Genomic DNA, 20,511 nt, shown 5'->3' with positions numbered 1-20,511 from the left:
CCACTAATAAAATTTATAGTTACTGAATAAAGCACCATTTTTATCTTTTTCGCTTAATATCAAATTATCGACTTTTGGCCATTGGATATTTAAATCAGGATCGTCCCAGCGAATTGCGCCCTCGTCTTTGGGATCATAAAAATCAGTGCACTTGTATTCAAAATCTGCAATGTCAGATAGCACTAAAAAACCATGTGCAAAGCCCGGAGGCACCCAAAATTGAAGCTTGTTTTGTTCTGATAAAATAACGCCCTCCCATTGTCCGTAGGTAGGAGAATCAGGACGAATATCAACTGCAACATCAAAGACTTCGCCTCTCACCACTCTGACAAGCTTACCTTGAGGTTTAGTTTTCTGAAAATGCAGTCCCCGTAAAACGCCTTCTATCGAGCGGGAGTAGTTATCTTGCACAAAAGGCAAATCAATTTGTGCCAACTCAGCATAACGGTCACTTTGAAATGTTTCTAAAAAAAAACCACGATCATCACCAAACACTTTTGGTTCAATAATCAAACAGTCTTTTAGTTTGGTATGCGACACTTTCATCACACGACTCCGTCTGCCAGTTTCTTCAGATAAGCACCATAACCCGTCTTTCTCAGGTATTCAGCCTGGTTCAATAACTGACTTTCACTTATCCAGCCATTTCTGAACGCAATTTCTTCAAGGCAAGCCACTTTCAATCCTTGTCTGGATTCAATCGTTTGCACAAAATGTCCAGCTTCCAGCAAGGAATCATGAGTTCCAGTGTCAAGCCAGGCGAATCCACGGCCTAACAAAGACACGTTCAGATCGCCACGCTGTAAATATGCGGTGTTTATATCTGTTATTTCTAGTTCACCGCGAGCAGAAGGCTTTATGGATTTAGCAATTTCGATGACATCATTGTCATAAAAATAAAGTCCGGTCACCGCATAATGTGATTTTGGCTGAGCAGGTTTTTCCTCTATTGATAAGGCTCGACCTTCCTTATCAAATTCAACCACGCCAAATCGTTCCGGGTCTGTCACATGATAACCAAATATAGTTGCGCCCGAATCACGGTTGACAGCATCTTTTAACTTATCACTAAAATGTTGGCCATAAAAAATGTTGTCACCAAGTACTAAGGCCACATGACCAGACCCGATGAATTCTTCACCTATTAAAAATGCCTGCGCAAGGCCATCAGGGCTAGGTTGCACGGCATAACTCAAACTTACACCAAACTGGCTACCATCACCAAGCATGCGCTGAAATGCAGGCAGGTCATCTGGTGTTGAAATAATTAATATTTCGCGAATACCTGCTAACATCAATACAGACAATGGGTAATAAATCATTGGCTTGTCGTAAATTGGCAGCATTTGTTTAGAAACACCCAAAGTAATAGGGTGCAACCTAGTGCCTGAGCCGCCAGCTAAAACTATACCTTTTGCAATGGCCATCAGCTCACCTCCCCTTGTCCTAAGCGTTCCAATTTATATGAACCATCTAACACAGCTTGCCACCAGGCTGAATTCTGAAGATACCATTGGACAGTTTTACGAAGACCGCTCTCAAAAGTCTCATCTGGTGTCCAGCCTAAACAATTTTTAATTTTAGAGGCGTCAATTGCATACCTTAGATCATGGCCAGGACGGTCGGTAACAAAGGTAATTAACTCTCTGTAATGTTTCATTCCCAATGGCTTTTCAGGCTGTAATTCTTCTAGTAGGTCGCAAATACTATGCACAACTTCAATATTTTGTTTCTCATTGTGGCCACCAATATTGTAGGTTTCGCCAACTTCACCTTTTGTCACAACATGGTACAAAGCGCGAGCATGATCTTCGACGTACAACCAATCCCTGATTTGATTTCCCTTGCCGTACACTGGTAATGGCTTTCCAGCCAAAGCATTGAGGATAATTAGCGGTATCAGTTTTTCAGGGAAATGGTAAGGACCATAGTTATTCGAACAATTAGTAACCACAACAGGCAAGCCATAAGTTCGATGCCACGCTCTCACCAGGTGATCACTACTTGCTTTGCTGGCAGAATAAGGGCTGCTTGGGGCGTAAGGCGTAGTCTCGGTAAACAAGTCATCAGTACCGTGTAAATCGCCATAAACTTCATCTGTTGAAATATGGTGAAATCTGAATGTGGCTTGACGAACCTCAGATAACCCTTTCCAATAAACTCGGGCTACTTCCAGCAAAGTGTAAGTCCCTACAATGTTAGTTTCGATAAAGGCTGAGGGTCCATCGATGGAACGGTCTACATGGCTTTCTGCCGCCAAATGCATCACAGCATCAGGTTGATGTTCTGCAAAGACTCTGGATAATTCTTTTGAATCACAAACGTCTACTTGTTCGAAGCAATACCGATCAGATTCGCTCACCTGCGCGATAGATGACAGATTTCCAGCATATGTTAGCTTATCAACATTGATCACGCTGCAGTTTGTATTTTGAATAATATGGCGAACTACTGCTGAACCAATAAAGCCTGCGCCGCCTGTTACCAATATTTTCACAACCAAATCCCCTTCGTATCAATAACCAAACCATTAGGTCTTACTTGTTTAAAGTCTTTATGGTCCACCAGTAACAGATGTACATTGGCATTAGTAAGCGCATGCTCAAGACTGACTAACGAGTTTGATGCAAGCTTTTCCGGCAACTCGTCAATGTTTGGTTCTACCCAAACGCAATTCGGATAAATAGCTGAAAGCTGTTTTGAAATTTCAAGCGCCGGGCTTTCACGTAAATCGTCGATGTCAGGTTTAAACGCCAATCCGTAACAGGCAATGGTCAGTTCTTTCACTGTTTTTTCAGGGTTTGCAATAAGATAGTCTGCAACCTTTTGTTTCACTTGATCCAACACCCAAACAGGCTTGCTATCGTTAACTTCGCGCGCCGTTCTGATCAATCTGGCTAGTTGCGGTGATTTACTGACGATAAACCAAGGGTCAACAGCAATACAATGGCCTCCAACGCCGGGCCCTGGTTGCAAAATTTTCACCCTTGGATGTCTGTTCGCTAAACGGATCAACTCCCAAACATTGATTTCCAAATCATCGCAAATCAAGGACAGTTCATTGGCAAAAGCGATATTTACGTCTCTGAAACTATTTTCTGTTAACTTAGCCATCTCGGCGGTACGAGCATTTGTAACTACACACTCACCTTGAACAAAAGTGTTATACAAAGCAACAGCGGCCTCAGAGCAAGCAGGCGTCATTCCACCAATCACACGGTCATTTTCCAATAGTTCTCTCATGACTTGCCCTGGCAATACACGTTCAGGACAATGTGCAACCCTGATATCTGAAGCAATACCAGCTGACTGAGGAAAACTTAAATCAGGTCTGCATTCTGCAAGCCAGGCAGCCATTTGTTCAGTTGCACCTACTGGTGAAGTAGATTCGAGAATAACCAAATTTCCATGTTCAAGAACGGGAGCAATAGCTCTGGCAGCAGATTCTATATAACTCAAATCAGGTTCATGATTTTCGCCTTTAAATGGCGTAGGAACAGCCACAATAAAAGCATCCGCTTTTTGCGGTATTGTAGTTGCAGTCAAATAACCTGCCTTAACAGCGGCATGAACAGCGACATCCAACTCAGGTTCTACGATATGAATTTTACCCGCATTAATCGTATCTACCGCTTTCTGGTTCACATCAACGCCAATAACTTTAATGTTGTGAGTGGCAAACACTGCTGCAGTAGGCAGGCCAATATAACCCAAGCCAATAACGGAAACAGACTTAAACATCCTTTAATACCTCAAATCGTTATAATCTTAAGCAGACTTTTCAGTTCTCATGGACATGCGAAAAATCACAAAAAAAGCCGTTAGAAAGAATCCCAACAAAAAGCCTAATACAACCAATAATGCTCTGGCTGGCTTAATTTTTTTCTCTGGAGCAAGCGGAGGATCTATAGTTTTGAACACATACTCATCACGCACATTTGCCAACATTATCGTTTTGGTTTGTTCTTCTACCAATGAAAACAACATTGTCTTAATCTCAGATATATTCGTTTGCGCAATTTGTTCATTGAGGTAGCGGATACTTTGTTCTGCTTCAATTAAATCACGTTGCTTCATTTCATTGTTAATGTCTTTAGTCAAAAGCAAAACCCAATCTCGAGCAACATTTGGAGACACATGTTCGATGGATATTTTCACCATACTAGTCATTTTATCCTGACTGACCGCAAATATATCTTTGAACTCTTCATAAGCTTCCTGCATTGAAGGCTCAGGCTTAATAGGGGCTTTCACATCACGAACCCAAATCTTGCTCTCTTCGTTGTACTCGTCAGCGTCTATAATGACTTTATCCTGATTCTGATCCCAACCTTTCGCCGCCATAAGAGGGACAAGTAATTTATGCTGATCAATAAAACGAATAATAAAATCACGGGATTTCAGTAGTTCGAGCGCCAGCACTGACTTTCCACCTCCATCTAAGCCGCCTAAATTTACGCCGGCAAGAGCCGCAAGACTGCCTAATTGGCCAGGAACTTTTAAGGCACTATTATCTGCTACAGGTGCTAATATAGTCTCTGCCCGATAAACGTTAGGCAAAAATAAAGAACCAATAGCTACAACAAGGGCAAAACTAATCGATATACCAAAAATTAAGTATTTATAACGTAATATTTGAACCAAATATTCTTTCAAGTCGGTTTCTTCTGGTGCAACCAGACCTTTAATTTCGGTCATATGAATTGATATCCATTCTGCTTGAACGTGCGCAAACGACATGAGGTCACCCATCGTTTGCGTGACGATTAAAATGAGTTAATGGCTGCGATAGCTACAGCTGATTGAAAGAATATTTGTGTTACTGCTGTCCATATTGACAAGCTATCTTTATATTCAGTATCCACTGGAACAATAATAGTGTCACCAGGTTCCAGAGTTTCGGATTTAACTGCGAACCAACCATTTTGCTGTGGAATTACCACTGAACCGTTGGCTTTAATCACGTAAACACGCTCAGAGTCAGCTCGTTTTCTTAAACCACCAGCCAATGCCAGATAATCGTCAACGGTGAGCCCTGCTTTGTATCTGTGGCTGCTAGCATGCTGCACTTCACCCACTATAGAGACGGTGCTATCCATTCTTGGGATATAAAATAAATCGCCATTCTCTACCTGAATATCGGCTTCTGGCTCACCGGCCAAAATGGCTGGCATATCCAATACTAACCGGCCTACAGGAGGTTGATTTTCAATTTGACCGATCATTAACAGGGCGTCTTGTGGCGATGTCGTCATGCCCTGCTCTGAGAGACTTTTACTGGCGATGTCGGCACGCAACTGTTCAATTAACTTTTTCAGTTGTAAACGCTCGCGCTCTTTCACACTTTCGCGGGTGTAGACTACGCCTTGCGTAAAAGCGTTACGACTTAAGCCACCAGCTCGGGCGATAATGTCAGACAACATTTCGCCACGTTGAATGGTATAACGACCTGGGAATTTCACTTCCCCACGAATTTCGATGGTGTTATCAATATTCCAATCTGGAATTGGGAATACGTTTAATCGGTCACGGCTTTGTAGTGCAATATCATTGGAGCCTGCTAAGGCACCCTGCAGATCCACAGCGATGTTTTCTACCTGCACGCCATTGCTATGCGCATCAACACTCACTGCCCGTGTTAATTCTGCCCGGCCTAAATAGGCAGCGTCTGTTACACCACCTGCAGCAGAAACAAGTTGTTTTACTTTTGCGTTTTCAGCCAGTGGATATTCGCCTGGAACCCTTACTTCGCCGCCAACCCGAACAACATTGACAGTTTGGCCGCTGCGTGATTGTGCTTTTAACTTAGCTAAAAGTGGATACAACAGCTCTGTTCTGTTAAAACTGGCAGACAATGCAAGCAGCTCTTTGTCATGATACAAACGTTTCATCACATCACTCATGATTTCCGGCAGTGCATTTTGGCTAACGGCTTCCCTAAGCTGTGTGCGGCCACCTTCGGTTAACTGTGCACCAGAGCTATCTGCTTGCGCTCTATCGACAATACTCTGCCCTGCAATTGATCCTGATTTGCCAGCAGCGTTAGCACTCTGTTTCTGCTGGTTTGCATCAAGCAGCAAATTGTTAAAACCCACTGTGGACAAATCTTCAGTACCAGCCCAACGCATATCCTCATTCAGACTGTTCCGTTCAATCAGCTTTTCACGTAAATAAGCGTTAATGGCGTCTCGATGAGTAAATTCATTGGCGTGGTTGAATACCAGTACTAAATCGCGTGGTTTCAATAACAGGTTGTCTGAACTGTTGGCATCATTGATGGAGTTTGCAAGACTAAACTGCAGTACTTTTACATCACCAGCTTTATTAATTTCCCGGACAACTAATGCGTAGTCAAGATCAGCTGTCATATGCAAATCAGCCCAGAATGATTTGATTAAATCATTTACTTTCATCCCTTGCTGCCAGGAATAATGGCCTGGACGTACCGCAGCGCCTGCAATAGTTACCACATTCTCAATACGTGGCGAAGTTTCAGGTAAACGCAGAACGTCACCGTCACGCAGTGCCATTTGTCTATTTACTTTATTGGTTAAATCAAGATTTAATAAATCACGTAAGTTATAGCTATTAAAGCGCTCTAACACTACAGACTGTGGATAAGCGCCTGCGCTGGCCCCTCCTGCCATAGCAAGCAGTTGGTCAATAGTTTCGCCCGATTTTACTTCATACAGCGCCGGGCGTTTTACTGCACCTGCTACTTCAACAGAAGCACTCATTGGAGCAATAAAGACTACATCGCCATGCTGAAGTTGCACATCAGCAGAGCTATCACCGCGTAATAACAGGTTATATAAGTCAAAGTGCCCCACCGTCTGACCTGCACGTTTTACCTGAATATCCCGTAAGCTGCCGATATCAGAGACACCACCTGCAACATATAGAGTTTGAGTTACCGTTGTCATTGCAGATACAGCGTACATGCCTGGTGTTTTTGCCTCGCCTGCGACCATCACGTTAATAGTTCTCAGCTTGCCCATACTTACGGTTGCATCTACACCTATCATTGCTTCTTTTACTCTGGAGATAATCAACGCAGAAGCTTGCTTCAGACTTAAACCAGAAACTGTTAAAGGGCCAATTTCTGGCAGATTCACTTCACCAGTGCGACTGATGAGCAATTCATGCTCAGCACTTTGTTTACCAAATAATTGTAATAAAATAATGTCGTCAGGACCCAGACGATAATTGTCAGGAACAGGGCCATTGTCCACAGGTGCAAAAGTACTGACCTGCGAATTAAACATATTCAGGCCAAAACGCTGTTTTGACGGGTCGCTTTCTTTAGGTTCAACTTGTGCCAGGGCCATCTCGTCAAAAGCAACCTTTTGTTGCTGCGGCACTAATACTTCTGACTCAGCTTGTTGGTTCTTTGAAGCCCCGCCCATTCCAGCGGGCAAAGTTACACCGTACTGCTTCGCTAATCGCTGTTGTTCTGCTGGTGGAAGTTTTTGAAATTGAGCTATCATAGCTGGCGAAGGCGTCACTGCACATACAGGCAACGCTGTAAAAAAAGCAGCAATAAAACAAGCTTTTAAACCTTTAAGCACCCTGGAACTCCAATCATTAACTGTTATTTTAGCTGTTCAATACGCGCATTAGTTTACCTGCTTTATTCGCCTTTCCAAGCAAAAATAACAGGCACGAGCGTCTATTTATCTGTGCATTCAGCTGCGGTTACTTTGAGCGACTTAATAAACAAGGGGTTACGGAGAAACACTGAAGAATAATTCCGCATATCCATTGCTTAAAGTCCTTACGGTTCTTTACCTCAAAAAACCGGACGCGACTTTAGCCAATTCAAGAAGGCTTGTCCATAAAAATTCCGATTTTGATGTATCTGCCGGGCTGTTGTATGCATGGGTTGCAAACACCGCGGTACCATTAGACGGGCGGGCACAAGGCCCATCAACACCGCGGTACCATTAGACGGGCGGGCACAAGGCCCGCCCCTACTCGTTTTTTTATTCAAACAACGGTTTTTAACCGTAGGGGCCGCGGCTTGTCCCGGCCCGTCCATCTGCACCGCGGTGTATTGCGATACAACACCACGTTTTTTATTTGTTAACTGTCAGCGTTGCCTTAATCGTATCAATAATACGTGCACAAGCCTTGCCATCACCATAAGGGTTATGGGCGAAACTCATTTGTTCATAGTAGGCTTTGTCCGTTAACAAGCGGCTGACTTCGCGCACTATCACATCCGCATCTGTTCCAACCAATTTAACTGTACCGGCAGCAACAGCTTCAGGACGCTCGGTGGTATCGCGCATAACAAGCACTGGCTTCCCCAGAGACGGCGCTTCTTCCTGTATACCGCCCGAGTCCGTAAGCACCACTGTGCTGCGGCTCATCAGATATACAAAAGGCAAATAGTCCTGCGGCTCTATTAAATGCACATTGGATGTGTCACTTAGCAAACGGAATACAGGTTCACGTACATTAGGATTTAAGTGCACTGGGTAAACCACATCAGTGTCTGGGAATTGCTGAGCGATTTGTTTCAGGCCGGCGCAAATTTGCTCAAAGCCACCACCAAAACTTTCACGTCGGTGACCTGTCACTAACACCAAGCGACGGCCATTTAAGCCATATGGGAACTGTTGTTCAAAGTTTTTTGTTAAATCAGCATCGGCGTCAATTTTTGCCACAACCTGATGTAAAGCATCGATCACTGTATTGCCAGTGACAACAATGCCCGCAGCATCGATGTTTTCATTCAGCAGATTTTGTTTTGAGGTGTCAGTTGGCGCAAAATGCAGTTTTGTTAAGGCACCTGTTAATTTGCGGTTTGCTTCTTCCGGCCATGGGCTATAGATATTGCCGGTGCGCAACCCTGCTTCTACATGGCCTACCGCCGTTTTTTCATAGTAACAGGCTAAAGCAGCAGCAAAAGTGGTGCTGGTATCACCGTGCACCAGCACTATGTCCGGTTTAAAATCACGCAGCACAGGCTTAATATTCAGCAAAATACTAGTGGTCACGTCGTATAAATCCTGGCCAGCTTTCATAATTGCCAGATCATAGTCCGGCACAATGTTAAACAGCTTCAACACCTGATCCAGCATTTCCCTGTGTTGTCCTGTTACACAGACCTTACTTTCAATACCTTCAGTTTGTTTCAGCAAATTGACCAGAGGGGCCATTTTGATAGCTTCAGGCCTGGTACCAAACACACTCAACACTTTAATCATACGTATTCCATTTAATTTATAACTGAAAAAACCAAAAGCTATCTATATAACACCAGCTTAAAAAGCTGTTGCTGAACAGCAACTGAAACCCTTAGTGAGCACCGATAAAAGTCCGCACCATCAAACGCCTGAATCTTTGCAAAAAGCCATTGAGTTTAATGACCTTTGCACGCTCTGATAGCTCTCTAATCGCTTGTTCTGGCTCTGCCATCTGTCCAGACTGCGGGCTAAGATACTTAGCGTAACGGATCAGTGCAATATAAATAAGCTCATCCACAGTCAATAGGCGTTGCCGTCTGGAGCAACTTAGATAATCAACAGTCAGCCCCCAACCTGCATAAAAAGGCATACCGTGACAATGTACTTCTTTGCCCCGGATCAGGGCTTCAAAGCCAGCAAGAGAGGTCATCACATGAATTTGGTCCACTTGTTCGATCAGCGACAGTATAGAGGCATCAGCCACTATTTCATCGCAATAGCGGAAAAACTCTGCAGCCTCATGGCTTTGCTGCCTTAAACCAGCCACTTCATCAGGGTGAGGTTTGTAAACAATATAATGCTGGGGATATAGCGCCCTGACTTTTTGTAACAAAGCCCCATTGCTGGTAACTACAGGGCTGCCTAAACGGATTGACGCATCAGTTTCAACCTGCCCCACGACTAAAATCACCGGGGCCGCCCTTTGTGGCCTGCGCCATTGCACCTTTGTTAAATTGTATTTTGTTACACCGAATGTCAGCAAATAATCTCTTAGCAATGCTGCCCGTTTTAGCTGCTGCTCTGTTAACTCAAGGTTTTGTAACTGAAGTTCCAGTTCGGAAGCCTGAGTTGCGTCGTAATAAATACCGCTTTGATCAATCACCCATGACAAAGGCGACCGGAGTTCAGCTCCAAGTCCAATCGATCGCACAAATCCGTCTTCCACTCTACAGATCTGGCTGGAATTGAGATGAGACACATCCTTCATTCCCCACACCAATACCTTGGCATCCGCAGGGATCTTCGTTGCATCCTCAATAAACTGTAAAGGCTTGCCAGCTAAAAAGCTTTGTAAAAACCTGCGCTTCCAAAGCGGCATCTGAAATGCAACCCAAGTTTGGTTGAAACTTTCTGCAGCATTCTGTTGCCGGGCAGTAAGCTCGGTTCTGACTGCTGCTAAATAACTGATCAATTGCTCAGCTTGGCAGGGTTGCAACTGAAGGGGATCCAGGTACCTTGGATAATCAACTAAAGCGGCATGAATCAATTGTTCCAAACTGACTGCTTTCCGGCGAGAAGGCGCTGGCAAATAGTCATGGGTCAACCCCCAACCAGCGTAAAACGGCATGCCAAAACAATGAACAGTGCAGCCCCATAACAAGGCCTCAAAACCAAGCTGGGATGTCACAGTAAAAACTGCTGCAGCTTTTTCCAGAAGCGCCGGAGGATGAACATCATGAGCCAGCACCACAATACGTGAATTTGCTCGCAGGTCCTCAAGCGCAAAATAACCACGTTTTTTTCCTGCCACTACGTCGGGATGAACCTTTACCACCACTTTATGCTGCGGATACAACTGCAGCGCCTGCTCCAGCATCAATGAAAAACTTGTTGCAGAGCCTAGCCCGTAATGAACAGATGCGTCCCCCCATGTCTGGTCAACCACCAGCACAAAAGGCTGTTCAACATTACACAATTCAGGCGCATGGTTGTATTTGGATACCCTACTTACCCGCCAAAGCTGCTGCAATCTTTTTGCCCGCTCGCGCTCAGAGTCATTCAGTTCTTGCTGAATTTGCAGTTCAAGCCTGGAAGGCAAGCTAGCGTCGTAATAAATGCCGATGTCATCCAGCACCATGGAATAAGGTTGGGTATGACCGAGGCCAGTGGAGCGCAAAAAACCATCTTCAAGGCGCAATAGGGGTAACGTAAGTATTTTAGCGAGCAGTTCAGCCCTTCTGGCTGTAGATTTTCGTCCCCAAGCTAGTACTGCCGTCGCATTATTACGTTCAAAAAGGCTTGCTAACGAACAAAGCACAGGGGCGCCAATAAATGCCGATAACCCTGGTATTTTTGCGATAGTACGCGAAACAGACAATACAGTTCCGCTTTCAGATAAATGATTGGTTAGTTTAGCTATTTTATAATCCATAAGCTGCAACAGCAGTTCAAACTGGGCTGATACTATACTATTATGCAGAAAATCGGGCTAGAACAGCGCATTTTGTTTGGATAGCGAATTGTAGGGGTGGGGCTTGCCACCTCCCGTCTAATGACACCACGGTGTGCATCACAGATGTAACACTGCGGTATAGATAGACGGGCCGGGACAAGCCTCGGCCCCTACGGTGAAAACCGATGTTTGAATAAAAATCCGTAGGGGCGGGGCTCGCCCCCGCCCGTTTTGACGATACCACGGTGTCATTTAGACTTTTCAGGGATAAAACATTTGAAACTGCTTTCAGTTACCTTTGTTGCATGCAATAAAAACCCCGCACTCTACAGACAGGATCCTTCATTTATTTACCGCTGTGAAAACTTAGGTCTGGCCTTGCAGTCTCTGGGGTGCCAGGTCAAATTTCTGCATTACTCTGAATTACAAATCTCTGAACCCAGTCAAATTATTCTGTTCCACCGCCCCAACTACAGGCTGTTTTTATCTTACAAGCTGCAACGTCTGGCGAAAAATGGCAGCATTTTGGTCGCAGATGTTGACGATCTGATCTTCCATCCGGATTGGGCTGAGTTTAGTCCTGGCGTTCGCAACCAACTCGTTTCTAAACGGGTTACAGCAGCTGCTTTCAAAAAGAATATGAATGCACTTAAATTGTTCCGCTACATCAGCGTATCCACCACCGAACTACAACAACGGCTGAAAGAAGTTCTGCCTCAAGCCAATACAATGGTGCTGCACAATGCGGTGCATCTACACTGGCATACATTAGCGCCTCAACAGCAAGAAGACATCGCAACGCCTTGTTTGATCAGTTATTGGCCTGGTACACGCAGCCATGATCGTGATTTCCAACAAATCACAGCACCACTGGAGCAGATTTTTGCAGAAAATGCTCAGTTAAAGTTAGTGATCACCGGGCCATTACAAACAAAGTTGAAGCTAAATGAACAACAACTCATACAGACTGAAAAAGTAGCATTTTCCAATTATGCTCAAGTGGTAACAAAATCCCACATCAACTTATTGCCGCTGGAACAAACCTTTTTCAACCAACATAAATCTGCACTCAAAGTCATAGAAGCAAGTTTCTTTGGCATACCTACGTTATCCTCAAGCTTGCCAGACCTGGCTCATTTGCCAGAGCGCAGCTATAAAGTTATGCATAGCGAACAAGACTGGTACAACAGCCTAAAACTTTTGATCAGCCAACCAGTCAAGCGTTCAGACTATCAGCACAGTCCTGATACTCCGGCTGTGCTTCAATCTGCCCGACAGTTCGTGAATTGGTTGATGCCTGATGGATCCGCAACAAATGTTTAGTCCGTTTCGTCAAAAGCCAGAGTACCAAGCCTTACGCATTGAATTGCGAAACCGCCGTACCTTCAGAAGCAAAAACCGGCAATTGCTGCGTCAAGGCTGCTATAACCTGACCACAGTCTGGCGCCATCGCCTGTTGTACTTGCATACTGGCCAACTGAGGGATTATGTAGACTACTTGTCATGTCGCAGGGCTTTCGGCTATCCGGTTACGCCAAGGCAACACAACAAACTAATGCGCTACACCTTATTTCCCTTCCCATTTCGCTGGTTTCAGGCCATGTATGGGATAAGAGCCTTCCGCTACCAACATCTTGCCAACTTGTCTGACGGAAGCCCCGACTGGCGTAGGCGGCAACAACTTAACATGCAAGAGCTGAGCAACACTTTTATACAACGCGTTCAGCGCGCCAAAAGCATCATTGTGGTAGGCAACTCCGCCAGTTTAAACAGCTCCAACTCTGGCAGCTTTATCGACAGTCATGAATTAGTTTTCAGATTTAATCACTGTTTTGCTCAACCCATAGCTGAGCAGACCACAGGTAAAAAAATCTCCTACTGGGTAATAGCGCCAGATTGCCAGACGCCATTACGACTGACTCCCGAACAGTGCTGTGTGCTGTCAGGCCCGGAAATATTAGACTGGATAAAAAGCACAAAAGCACTACAACACTTAACCGGGCAAAACAGCACAGTGCAAATCCCACTAGCCATTTGGCGCGAATTGGTCGTACAACTTGGCGCTCCGCCAAGTTCAGGCTTGCTTATACTGCATTGGCTATTTACACTTGTTACGGATAAAAGCGTTATTCAACGAATTGGATTCTCAGCACCTGAGCAGTTTGACCAGGAACACTACCACAGCATATTACCAGCGCATAAAGGATCAGCGCGGCATCATTGGAACATGGAATGGAAACTACAAGAAACGTGGTTTCAAAGTCAGCTTAGATTAGAGTAGTTATGAAGTTAAACGCCCTATCACCTATTGAATTCATTATTGACAATCCAGACTGGAGCATCAGCCAGCAGAGCGCCCAAAGTATTTTACTACTTTGTACTCAACCCCAATCACAGTGTTGGTTTGAAGTGGTGATCGAAGCAAAAGAACAGTCTGGTTTTCTCGAACAAAACATTTTTTATCTGCACCAAAACAACAATCCTCATGGTGTCGATCTGCATACTGAACATAAACAGCATAAAAGTCTGATTTTTTTCCGTCATAACCCGCTGACCAAGCTCGAATTACGCTGGACTAAAGCACAACAACTGCAGACCAGTCCGGTTCTGAAATTCACCATCAGACAACTAAATACAACGACGGCCATTTTCAGAATGCTGAAATTTATCAGCATCAAAGATAAAGCCAACGCGGTTCAAAGTAGCAGAATATACCGCAAAAGTTATGCCCGCTGGCGTAAGCTTGGCTATCAGGGCGCTCTGGAAAGATTAATACGTGAATACAAACACTTATTAACACATCAATTGATTAGCTGTGAACCCTATCAGTACTGGCAACAAGAGATTGAAACCAGGCGCAAATTTGAGCTGTTAAACGAGCAGCCAACGGAAAGTAAATCTTTTGAATTTGTTCTGCTGATAAAAATTCCGCAGCAAACCACACTTCTGCAGGAAAGTCTGAACTCCATACGTCAACAGTCTTATGCCAATTGGCGGGTATTATTGCTCAGTGAAACCCAAAACAGAGATGATAAAAAATGGCAACCCTTGTTGGACGCAGAACCCCGTATCGACATCATGCAAAGCCATCAGGACTTTTTGTTTAAAAAAAATCAGTTCGTGATAAAAATGGCAGCTGGCGATCAGTTAAGTCCTGATGCACTTGAACTCTGTGCACATAGGCTAATGCACAAACCAGAGATAAAAATACTTTACACAGACCACGATGTGCTCGATGCAGAGCATCAACGTTCAGAACCCGCTTTTAAGCCAGATTGGAACCCAGAGCTTTTTTTGTCCACCAACTATATGGCGCCTGCCGTGTTTTTAAGCACTGAGCTGATGCAGTTGAAAAACCCCAAAGATCCGTTGTGGTTTAAGCAAAACAGCTACCTGTGGCTTTTGCAAAACGTGGGGAAAATAGCAACCAGCGACAGGTTTCTGCAAATAGACCATTTGCCTGCTATTACTTATCACCAAAGTCACGTCAATCACGAGCGTAGCTATTCCAAAGAAAAACGCGAACTGATCCAGCAAGCTATGTCTGACTTTTTGCAAAACGATAAGGAGCAAGTGCTCAACATTGGCCGTGGAAAAACCAATCGCAGTTTCAGAGCCAGGTTTAAAATCCCACAACCTTTACCTTTGGTCAGTATCATTATTCCAACACGCGACATGTTGGACGTGCTTCAGCAATGTATAAAAAGTATTTTGGATAATACCAGCTATCCACATTTTGAAATTTTAATCATCGACAATCAAAGTTCCGAACCCCAGACCCTGCAATGGTTTGACACTATAACAAGTGACCCAAGGATCAGGGTTGTTGACTATCCCTATCCTTTTAACTTTTCTGCCATTAATAACTATGGTGTGTCTGAAGCCAAAGGATCTATTGTCGCAATGGTAAACAATGATGTTGAAATCATTTCTGCGGATTGGTTAACAGATATGGTTCAGCACGCTTTGCGTCCCGGCGTAGGTGCAGTAGGTGCCAAACTGTATTATTTTGACGACACTGTGCAACATGGCGGCGTTGTGCTCGGTTTATGGGGTCTGGCTGGTCATGCACATAAAAATTATAAGCGAACATCCGATGGCTATTTGCAGCGGCTCAACTGTACACAGAATTACTCTGCCGTAACAGCTGCCTGTCTGGTTGTCATGAAAGAAAAATATCTGGAGGTTGGCGGCTTAAATGAAACCGATCTGGCGGTTGCATTTAATGATGTCGACTTTTGCCTGAAACTCAGTGCCAAAGGCTATCGCCATATCTGGACACCTTATGCTGAATTGTACCACTATGAGTCCAAAAGCCGGGGGCCTGAAGATTCGCCGGAAAAAAAGGCACGTGAACGCAAAGAGATCCAATATATGAAGCGAACCTGGAAAACTCAGCTTAAATACGATCCTCATTACTCTCTGCACCTGACCAGGGTACGTGAGGATTTCAGTATTGGTATCGAAGGATAAAAGTTCTGGTTCTGTTTTATTTATGCTAGTTTAACCGGCAATTTTGAAACATTATCTCTTCAGCCCGGGCCGGAACTTACTCCGCTGATTCAAAGTTCCGGCGCTCATTTTGCAAAGTACGGGCCGCACATTTTAAGTAAAGGTTGTTTATGCAATACCAGTCTTTTGACAACACAAACGGCAGTTCTAAATCTTTTGAAAAGCTGGTGTGTTTACGTATTCCGGAGCTCAAAGGAAAAGCATTTCTTGACGTTGGCTGCAACGAAGGTTTCTTTTGTGGTTATGCCCTGCATGCAGGCGCTGAAAAAATCATTGGTATAGACTTATCTGCCAAAGCAATAGAAAAAGCAAAAATCCGTTTCCCTGAGGTTCAATTTTTTAACCAGTCCTGGGATCTATTGCCTGAAGGACAGTTTGATGTCATCACCCATTTATCTGCACTGCATTATGCCGAAGACCAGGCTGCCCTTATCCATAAACTGGTAAATTCGCTAAGCCCAGACGGAGTGTTGATATTGGAACTTGGTATTGCTTCAGGTTCTGAAAGTCACTTTGTTAAAGTGCAACGTACTATTGATGAACGTTTTTTTCCGACCAGAAATAAACTCCATGAAATTTTAGATCCCTATGCCTGGAAAGTGCTTGGCCATAGTGTAAATCAGGCTGGAGATCCTATTCAGCGTTATGTCGTGCATATTCGCAAACCAAGACCCTATGCATATCTGATGATGGCCCCTGCTGGTTCTGGTAAATCGACGATCACCCGCAAACTTTTTAAGCAAACAGATGTAGTGACTTTGTCGGGTGATCTTATTTATTCACAAATCAGCAAAAGAAAACATCAGGTTCCAGCGGCGTTGCAGGATTTAATAACTAAAAACTATAAATCATCCTCAATAAACCAGTTGGTTCAGGAAATATGCGAAACCGGACAGCTGCCCGACGTAGTCGACTTATGGCTATCTCTAGCCCAAAAGCAGGATTTGGTGCTGGACTCCTATGTGCCGGACGAATACAAATCGCAGGTCACTCAGCTCATGTTCGCTAAGGGGTATTTCCCTGTCCAACTATGCTGGGATATAGATCAATCACTGAGTCCAGGTGCGCCAGGAAACCTTTACGCCGATCAGTACAAAGATTTTTTAACTGCACGCTCTGAGCAGGATAAACATTCAGTATTAAACGTTAAAAGACATGCAGGCCCTTTAACCAGACAATTACTGGGCTATCATCTGGATTCTCCTCAAATGGGAGAAATTTTTGCCAGCAACGGTAGAGTCAGAATAAGTGGCTGGGCATTGTCAGCTTCAGTCCCTGACACACCTCTGCGGGTGTATTTACAATGTGGTGAAACGAGAACAGAGCATCAATTCAACAAAAACCGTCCTGATGCTTTAACAGCTATGTTTGAAGACGACATACCCGATTACTGGCACGCAACAGCCTGTGGCTTCAGTTTTGACGCATTTATTGGTGAACAGCAATGTGACATTGGCATCAGCCTTAATAATGTCGACATAGTAATAGCAAGCTTGCAAGCATTACCAAACAATGAATTGACCGAACAAAACAAAAAACACAAAAGCAGCTTTTTTAAATTTTTTAAACTGTAGGGGCGGGCCTTGTGCCCGCCCGTGTCGACGAAACCACGGTATTTCATCGGCAAAACACCGCGGTGTTGTATCGCAAAACACCGCTTTACAGATGGACGGGCCGGGACCTTAGGGGCGGGTCTTGTACCCGCCCCTACGGCCTCCCCCCGCCTAACGCTTCGACTAATTTGGGTTTAACTACGGCAGCAGAATACAAAGCCACCGCTTCTGCCCGGGCTGCATCAGCAACACGGCGGCACAGTTCAGGGCTGCTACTTAACTGCTGTATCCACTGAGCCACAGCCGCAATATCGCCCTTTTTGCAGATAAACCCGGTTTTGCCATGACGGATCAACGCATCAACAGCGCCGCCCTCGTAAGCGATCACTACCCGTCCAGCAGCCATTCCCTCAAGCAAGGTCCGGCCAAATGATTCTTCAAAGTGTGACAAGTTCAGCACAATATCAGCGTGTTCCAGCGCCAGCAATGGATCGGCCAGATAGCCGCCGTCATAAACAACTGCTTCAGGCCATTGTTGACGCAGTAACTGCAGTTCCTCTGTGAAAGGACCATAAAGCCAGCATTCAACCCGGACAGACAACTGCTGCAGTCGTAATGCCAACAGAAAAAAATCCTCTATTCCTTTTTTACGAATATTGCTGCTGATAAGCGCCAGTTTCAGCGGTTGGTCGAATACCGCAGGGGCAAGCTGTAGTAACCCGTCGTTAAAAGCGTTGGGGATAACCTGCACATTTTGATGATCAAGATATCTGGCCGTAGCCTCTGAATTGGCCAGGCAATAATCTGAATGACTCCAGACAAAGTCCCGGATCTGCGTGGGTGTTGCAGCTAAAGCTTCACACAAAGCTGGATCCGCACCAGGAAGCTCCCGCACATGAGTAATAACCCTAACGCCCGCCTGCTTCGCCGCAACAGCACTTTCCCACAACACCAGCGTATTTTGATACAGCACCCGCACATTAAAACGCTGATAAAGCAGTTTGAATTGTGCGGTTATTTCCTGATCTTCAGCTCTGTCGTTACGCCACCACTGATAGGGCCACACCACAACCTGATGACTGAGCAACTGTAGCTGCGCCACATAAGCCGAATTTTGTGCCGACGGCAAGGTTACTATGATATTCAGCGGCTCATCAGCCAGCATTTTCAGTACATCCAACAAACTTCGTTCTGCACCATACAACTGTATACCCGCCTGATGAGCACACACCACAGCGGTTGGCCATTGTGTCTTGTAACTTTTAGCTCCAGCCAGCACTGTACCTTGCGGAAAAAAATGCTCTGCGCCAGTCTCCAGACAATGCAACAGGCTTTCTGTACCATCTGTATTGGCGCCCAGCCACAAAAGGTAAGCCGCCGGATCAAAAGCCGGACCTGGTATACGTCCTTCCGCATCACCATGCTCAAGATAATGCACTGCACCTTCCATACCGGCTGCGCTTATATCTGGATAACGACTCAAATACCACAGTTCGTTAAATAGCGGACTTTGCTTTAGCAGTTGCAACAACTGAGCGCGCTTTTGATCCGCGGGTAACGCCAGCATGCACAAAGGCGCAGGAAAGGGCCTCATATCCGGATTGGCAGACAAATACAAGGTGTCAGCAGTACTGTGCCAATGCTCAGCAGCGTCTTGATACCAGCGCCTGACACCAAAAAATTGTGTACGTAAATGAGTGCGGCTTTGCTGCGTCAAAGATTGCTCTGTACTGCGGCCAAATGACAGCGGCACGCCGGCTTTTACGTGCATCACTGCGCCCTCTCCATACACAGAGGTTAAACGCCGCATGTACTCGGTATCGGCATTTACCCTCACATTGTCCCAATAGCCAAGGCGCTGAACCACCTCACGGCGAAAAAGTAACGACGATATATTGGGATAAATCAGACTGTCTTCCATACGCCAACGAGAAAACGCCAGAGTACCAGACGCTCTGACCCAATAAGACAATGAGGCTAATGCATCTGAGTGTCGAAGAGCCTCCAGCTGCAATTTAAGCTTATCAGGATGAGACCAGTCATCTGCATCATGACAGGTAATATAGTCCCCTCTGGCTTGCTGCAAGCCGGTGTTTCGGCAACGATAAGCACCTTGATTGACAGTATGGCGGATTAAACGAAACCGGCGATCATTCGCACAAAACCTGTTCACCACAGCCACTGTGTCATCCGTAGATGCATCATCAACAACCAATACCTCCAGCCTGCCGTAACTCTGATTCGCCAAAGATAGCAAGGCTGTAAGCACTGTAGCACCAGCATTGTACACAGGCACAATCACGGTCAGCAAAGCCAGATGATGAGTACGAAACGGCCTTAATAGTTTGCTGATCATCCCGGCAGGACGCCCAGCCAAAGCATCAAAAAGCAGAGGTTGAGAAAAATCCGCTTGCACTGCCTTCAAACCATAAGCGGACCAAAGCCTATTCAAAAGCTTGAGCGCTTCAGACGCCGGAAGAGCCATAGCAGCCAATAAGTCTTTGTTATGCCCTGCCACCTGGTCTGGTAGTTTGTGCACATACTGCTGGTAGTGAGCTTTGTCAGCTGTGTGCCACAACACCAAAGCATGTAATAGCCAGGGGCCAGCGTGCCCAAGCACAGCAGCGCAGAATCCGGACAGTCCGCACCTTTCACTAAAACATTCAGCGTCTTGCCAACGACCGTAGCTGCCATACCAACGGGCTAGAACCCAACACGCAAATTCAGCTTGCAAACCAAAGCCCGCAGCCAGCTCCTGCAGCTCGGTGATCACTCTTATGTCGGTTTCAAACCACAGTTTCTGTTCAAGATCTAAAGCTTTAATAGCACAAGGTAAACGCCTTTCGGCATAACCGTGCTGTAGATAATGCTGCCACGCATCCATGCCTGCAGATGCAACATCCTGATAAGTCTCTAAATACCAGAAAGCGTCAAAATATGGCTGTAATTCCTGCGCTGTAGCCAAAGATAAAATAGAAGACAAACCAGAAGGATCCTGTGGTTAAACTAAAGACAGAGTATGCCAGATGAGCACAGGTTATGGGTAGGGGCCGTGGTGTTTTGCGATACGACACCTCGTTTT

The 20,511-nt window shown here is 45.2% G+C and carries 13 protein-coding genes; 4 read left to right on the top strand and 9 right to left on the bottom strand.

The features are described 5' to 3' along the window. Positions 1 to 3: 3 nt before the first annotated feature. The 8 genes from rfbC to EK374_RS07615 all read right to left on the bottom strand — a co-directional run bounded on the left by rfbC (position 4) and on the right by EK374_RS07615 (position 11,343). Positions 4 to 546: a dTDP-4-dehydrorhamnose 3,5-epimerase gene (rfbC, locus tag EK374_RS07650; protein WP_127021653.1), complete on the bottom strand. Its 543-nt coding sequence runs from the start codon at positions 544 to 546 to the stop codon at positions 4 to 6. Beyond that, positions 546 to 1,427 carry a glucose-1-phosphate thymidylyltransferase RfbA gene (gene rfbA / locus EK374_RS07645; RefSeq protein ID WP_127021651.1) on the bottom strand — a complete coding sequence of 294 codons (882 nt, stop codon included), beginning with the start codon at positions 1,425 to 1,427 and terminating at the stop codon, positions 546 to 548. The genes rfbC and rfbA overlap by 1 nt, the downstream gene beginning before the upstream one ends. Further along, positions 1,427 to 2,497 carry a dTDP-glucose 4,6-dehydratase gene (gene rfbB / locus EK374_RS07640; RefSeq protein ID WP_127021649.1) on the bottom strand — a complete coding sequence of 357 codons (1,071 nt, stop codon included), beginning with the start codon at positions 2,495 to 2,497 and terminating at the stop codon, positions 1,427 to 1,429. The genes rfbA and rfbB overlap by 1 nt, the downstream gene beginning before the upstream one ends. Beyond that, the gene (gene wecC / locus EK374_RS07635; protein ID WP_127021647.1) at positions 2,494 to 3,741 is read right to left on the bottom strand and encodes a UDP-N-acetyl-D-mannosamine dehydrogenase; all 1,248 of its coding nucleotides are present in this window, start codon (positions 3,739 to 3,741) and stop codon (positions 2,494 to 2,496) included. Before wecC ends, rfbB begins: the two co-directional genes overlap by 4 nt. Before the next feature lie 27 nt (positions 3,742 to 3,768). After that, a complete protein-coding gene (locus EK374_RS07630; RefSeq protein WP_127021645.1) occupies positions 3,769 to 4,698 on the bottom strand; it encodes a Wzz/FepE/Etk N-terminal domain-containing protein in 930 nt (309 codons plus the stop codon). A 68-nt stretch (positions 4,699 to 4,766) separates the two neighbouring features. Further along, the gene (locus EK374_RS07625) at positions 4,767 to 7,568 is read right to left on the bottom strand and encodes a polysaccharide biosynthesis/export family protein (RefSeq protein WP_127021643.1); all 2,802 of its coding nucleotides are present in this window, start codon (positions 7,566 to 7,568) and stop codon (positions 4,767 to 4,769) included. 507 nt (positions 7,569 to 8,075) lie between these two features. Then, positions 8,076 to 9,212 carry a non-hydrolyzing UDP-N-acetylglucosamine 2-epimerase gene (gene wecB / locus EK374_RS07620; protein ID WP_127021641.1) on the bottom strand — a complete coding sequence of 379 codons (1,137 nt, stop codon included), beginning with the start codon at positions 9,210 to 9,212 and terminating at the stop codon, positions 8,076 to 8,078. Between the two features lie 91 nt (positions 9,213 to 9,303). Then, positions 9,304 to 11,343: a capsular polysaccharide biosynthesis protein gene (locus EK374_RS07615; RefSeq protein WP_127021639.1), complete on the bottom strand. Its 2,040-nt coding sequence runs from the start codon at positions 11,341 to 11,343 to the stop codon at positions 9,304 to 9,306. A 297-nt stretch (positions 11,344 to 11,640) separates the two neighbouring features. On the opposite strand from EK374_RS07615, the gene EK374_RS07610 reads away from it, so the two are divergent. The 4 genes from EK374_RS07610 (at position 11,641) to EK374_RS07595 (ending at position 17,450) form a co-directional block, all read left to right on the top strand. Beyond that, positions 11,641 to 12,687 (top strand): hypothetical protein, encoded by a 1,047-nt coding sequence (locus tag EK374_RS07610; protein ID WP_127021637.1) that lies wholly within the window; start codon positions 11,641 to 11,643, stop codon positions 12,685 to 12,687. Further along, positions 12,680 to 13,645 carry a glycosyltransferase family 29 protein gene (locus EK374_RS07605; RefSeq protein ID WP_164731840.1) on the top strand — a complete coding sequence of 322 codons (966 nt, stop codon included), beginning with the start codon at positions 12,680 to 12,682 and terminating at the stop codon, positions 13,643 to 13,645. The genes EK374_RS07610 and EK374_RS07605 overlap by 8 nt, the downstream gene beginning before the upstream one ends. A gap of 2 nt (positions 13,646 to 13,647) precedes the next feature. Further along, positions 13,648 to 15,837: a glycosyltransferase family 2 protein gene (locus EK374_RS07600; RefSeq protein ID WP_127021633.1), complete on the top strand. Its 2,190-nt coding sequence runs from the start codon at positions 13,648 to 13,650 to the stop codon at positions 15,835 to 15,837. Between the two features lie 149 nt (positions 15,838 to 15,986). Further along, positions 15,987 to 17,450: a methyltransferase domain-containing protein gene (locus EK374_RS07595; protein WP_127021631.1), complete on the top strand. Its 1,464-nt coding sequence runs from the start codon at positions 15,987 to 15,989 to the stop codon at positions 17,448 to 17,450. Positions 17,451 to 17,583: 133 nt separating this feature from the next. Here the strand turns inward: EK374_RS07595 and EK374_RS07590 are convergent, their stop codons facing one another. Continuing rightward, positions 17,584 to 20,412, bottom strand: a complete 2,829-nt coding sequence (locus tag EK374_RS07590) for a glycosyltransferase (RefSeq protein ID WP_127021629.1) — start codon at positions 20,410 to 20,412, stop codon at positions 17,584 to 17,586. Between the last annotated feature and the right edge of the window lie 99 nt (positions 20,413 to 20,511).

Source organism: Rheinheimera mangrovi, assembly GCF_003990335.1.
Lineage (GTDB): Bacteria > Pseudomonadota > Gammaproteobacteria > Enterobacterales > Alteromonadaceae > Pararheinheimera > Pararheinheimera mangrovi.
This window is presented reverse-complemented; position numbering and strand designations above follow the sequence as displayed.

What these genes read in the sequence shown, in the direction of transcription:
- rfbC (WP_127021653.1), bottom strand. Translation starts at nt 546, where the DNA reads ATGAAAGTGTCGCATACCAAACTAAAAGACTGTTTGATTATTGAACCA.
- rfbA (WP_127021651.1), bottom strand. Translation starts at nt 1,427, where the DNA reads ATGGCCATTGCAAAAGGTATAGTTTTAGCTGGCGGCTCAGGCACTAGG.
- wecC (WP_127021647.1), bottom strand. Translation starts at nt 3,741, where the DNA reads ATGTTTAAGTCTGTTTCCGTTATTGGCTTGGGTTATATTGGCCTGCCT.
- EK374_RS07630 (WP_127021645.1), bottom strand. Translation starts at nt 4,698, where the DNA reads ATGACCGAAATTAAAGGTCTGGTTGCACCAGAAGAAACCGACTTGAAA.
- wecB (WP_127021641.1), bottom strand. Translation starts at nt 9,212, where the DNA reads ATGATTAAAGTGTTGAGTGTGTTTGGTACCAGGCCTGAAGCTATCAAA.
- EK374_RS07615 (WP_127021639.1), bottom strand. Translation starts at nt 11,343, where the DNA reads ATGGATTATAAAATAGCTAAACTAACCAATCATTTATCTGAAAGCGGA.
- EK374_RS07605 (WP_164731840.1), top strand. Translation starts at nt 12,680, where the DNA reads ATGTTTAGTCCGTTTCGTCAAAAGCCAGAGTACCAAGCCTTACGCATT.
- EK374_RS07600 (WP_127021633.1), top strand. Translation starts at nt 13,648, where the DNA reads ATGAAGTTAAACGCCCTATCACCTATTGAATTCATTATTGACAATCCA.
- EK374_RS07595 (WP_127021631.1), top strand. Translation starts at nt 15,987, where the DNA reads ATGCAATACCAGTCTTTTGACAACACAAACGGCAGTTCTAAATCTTTT.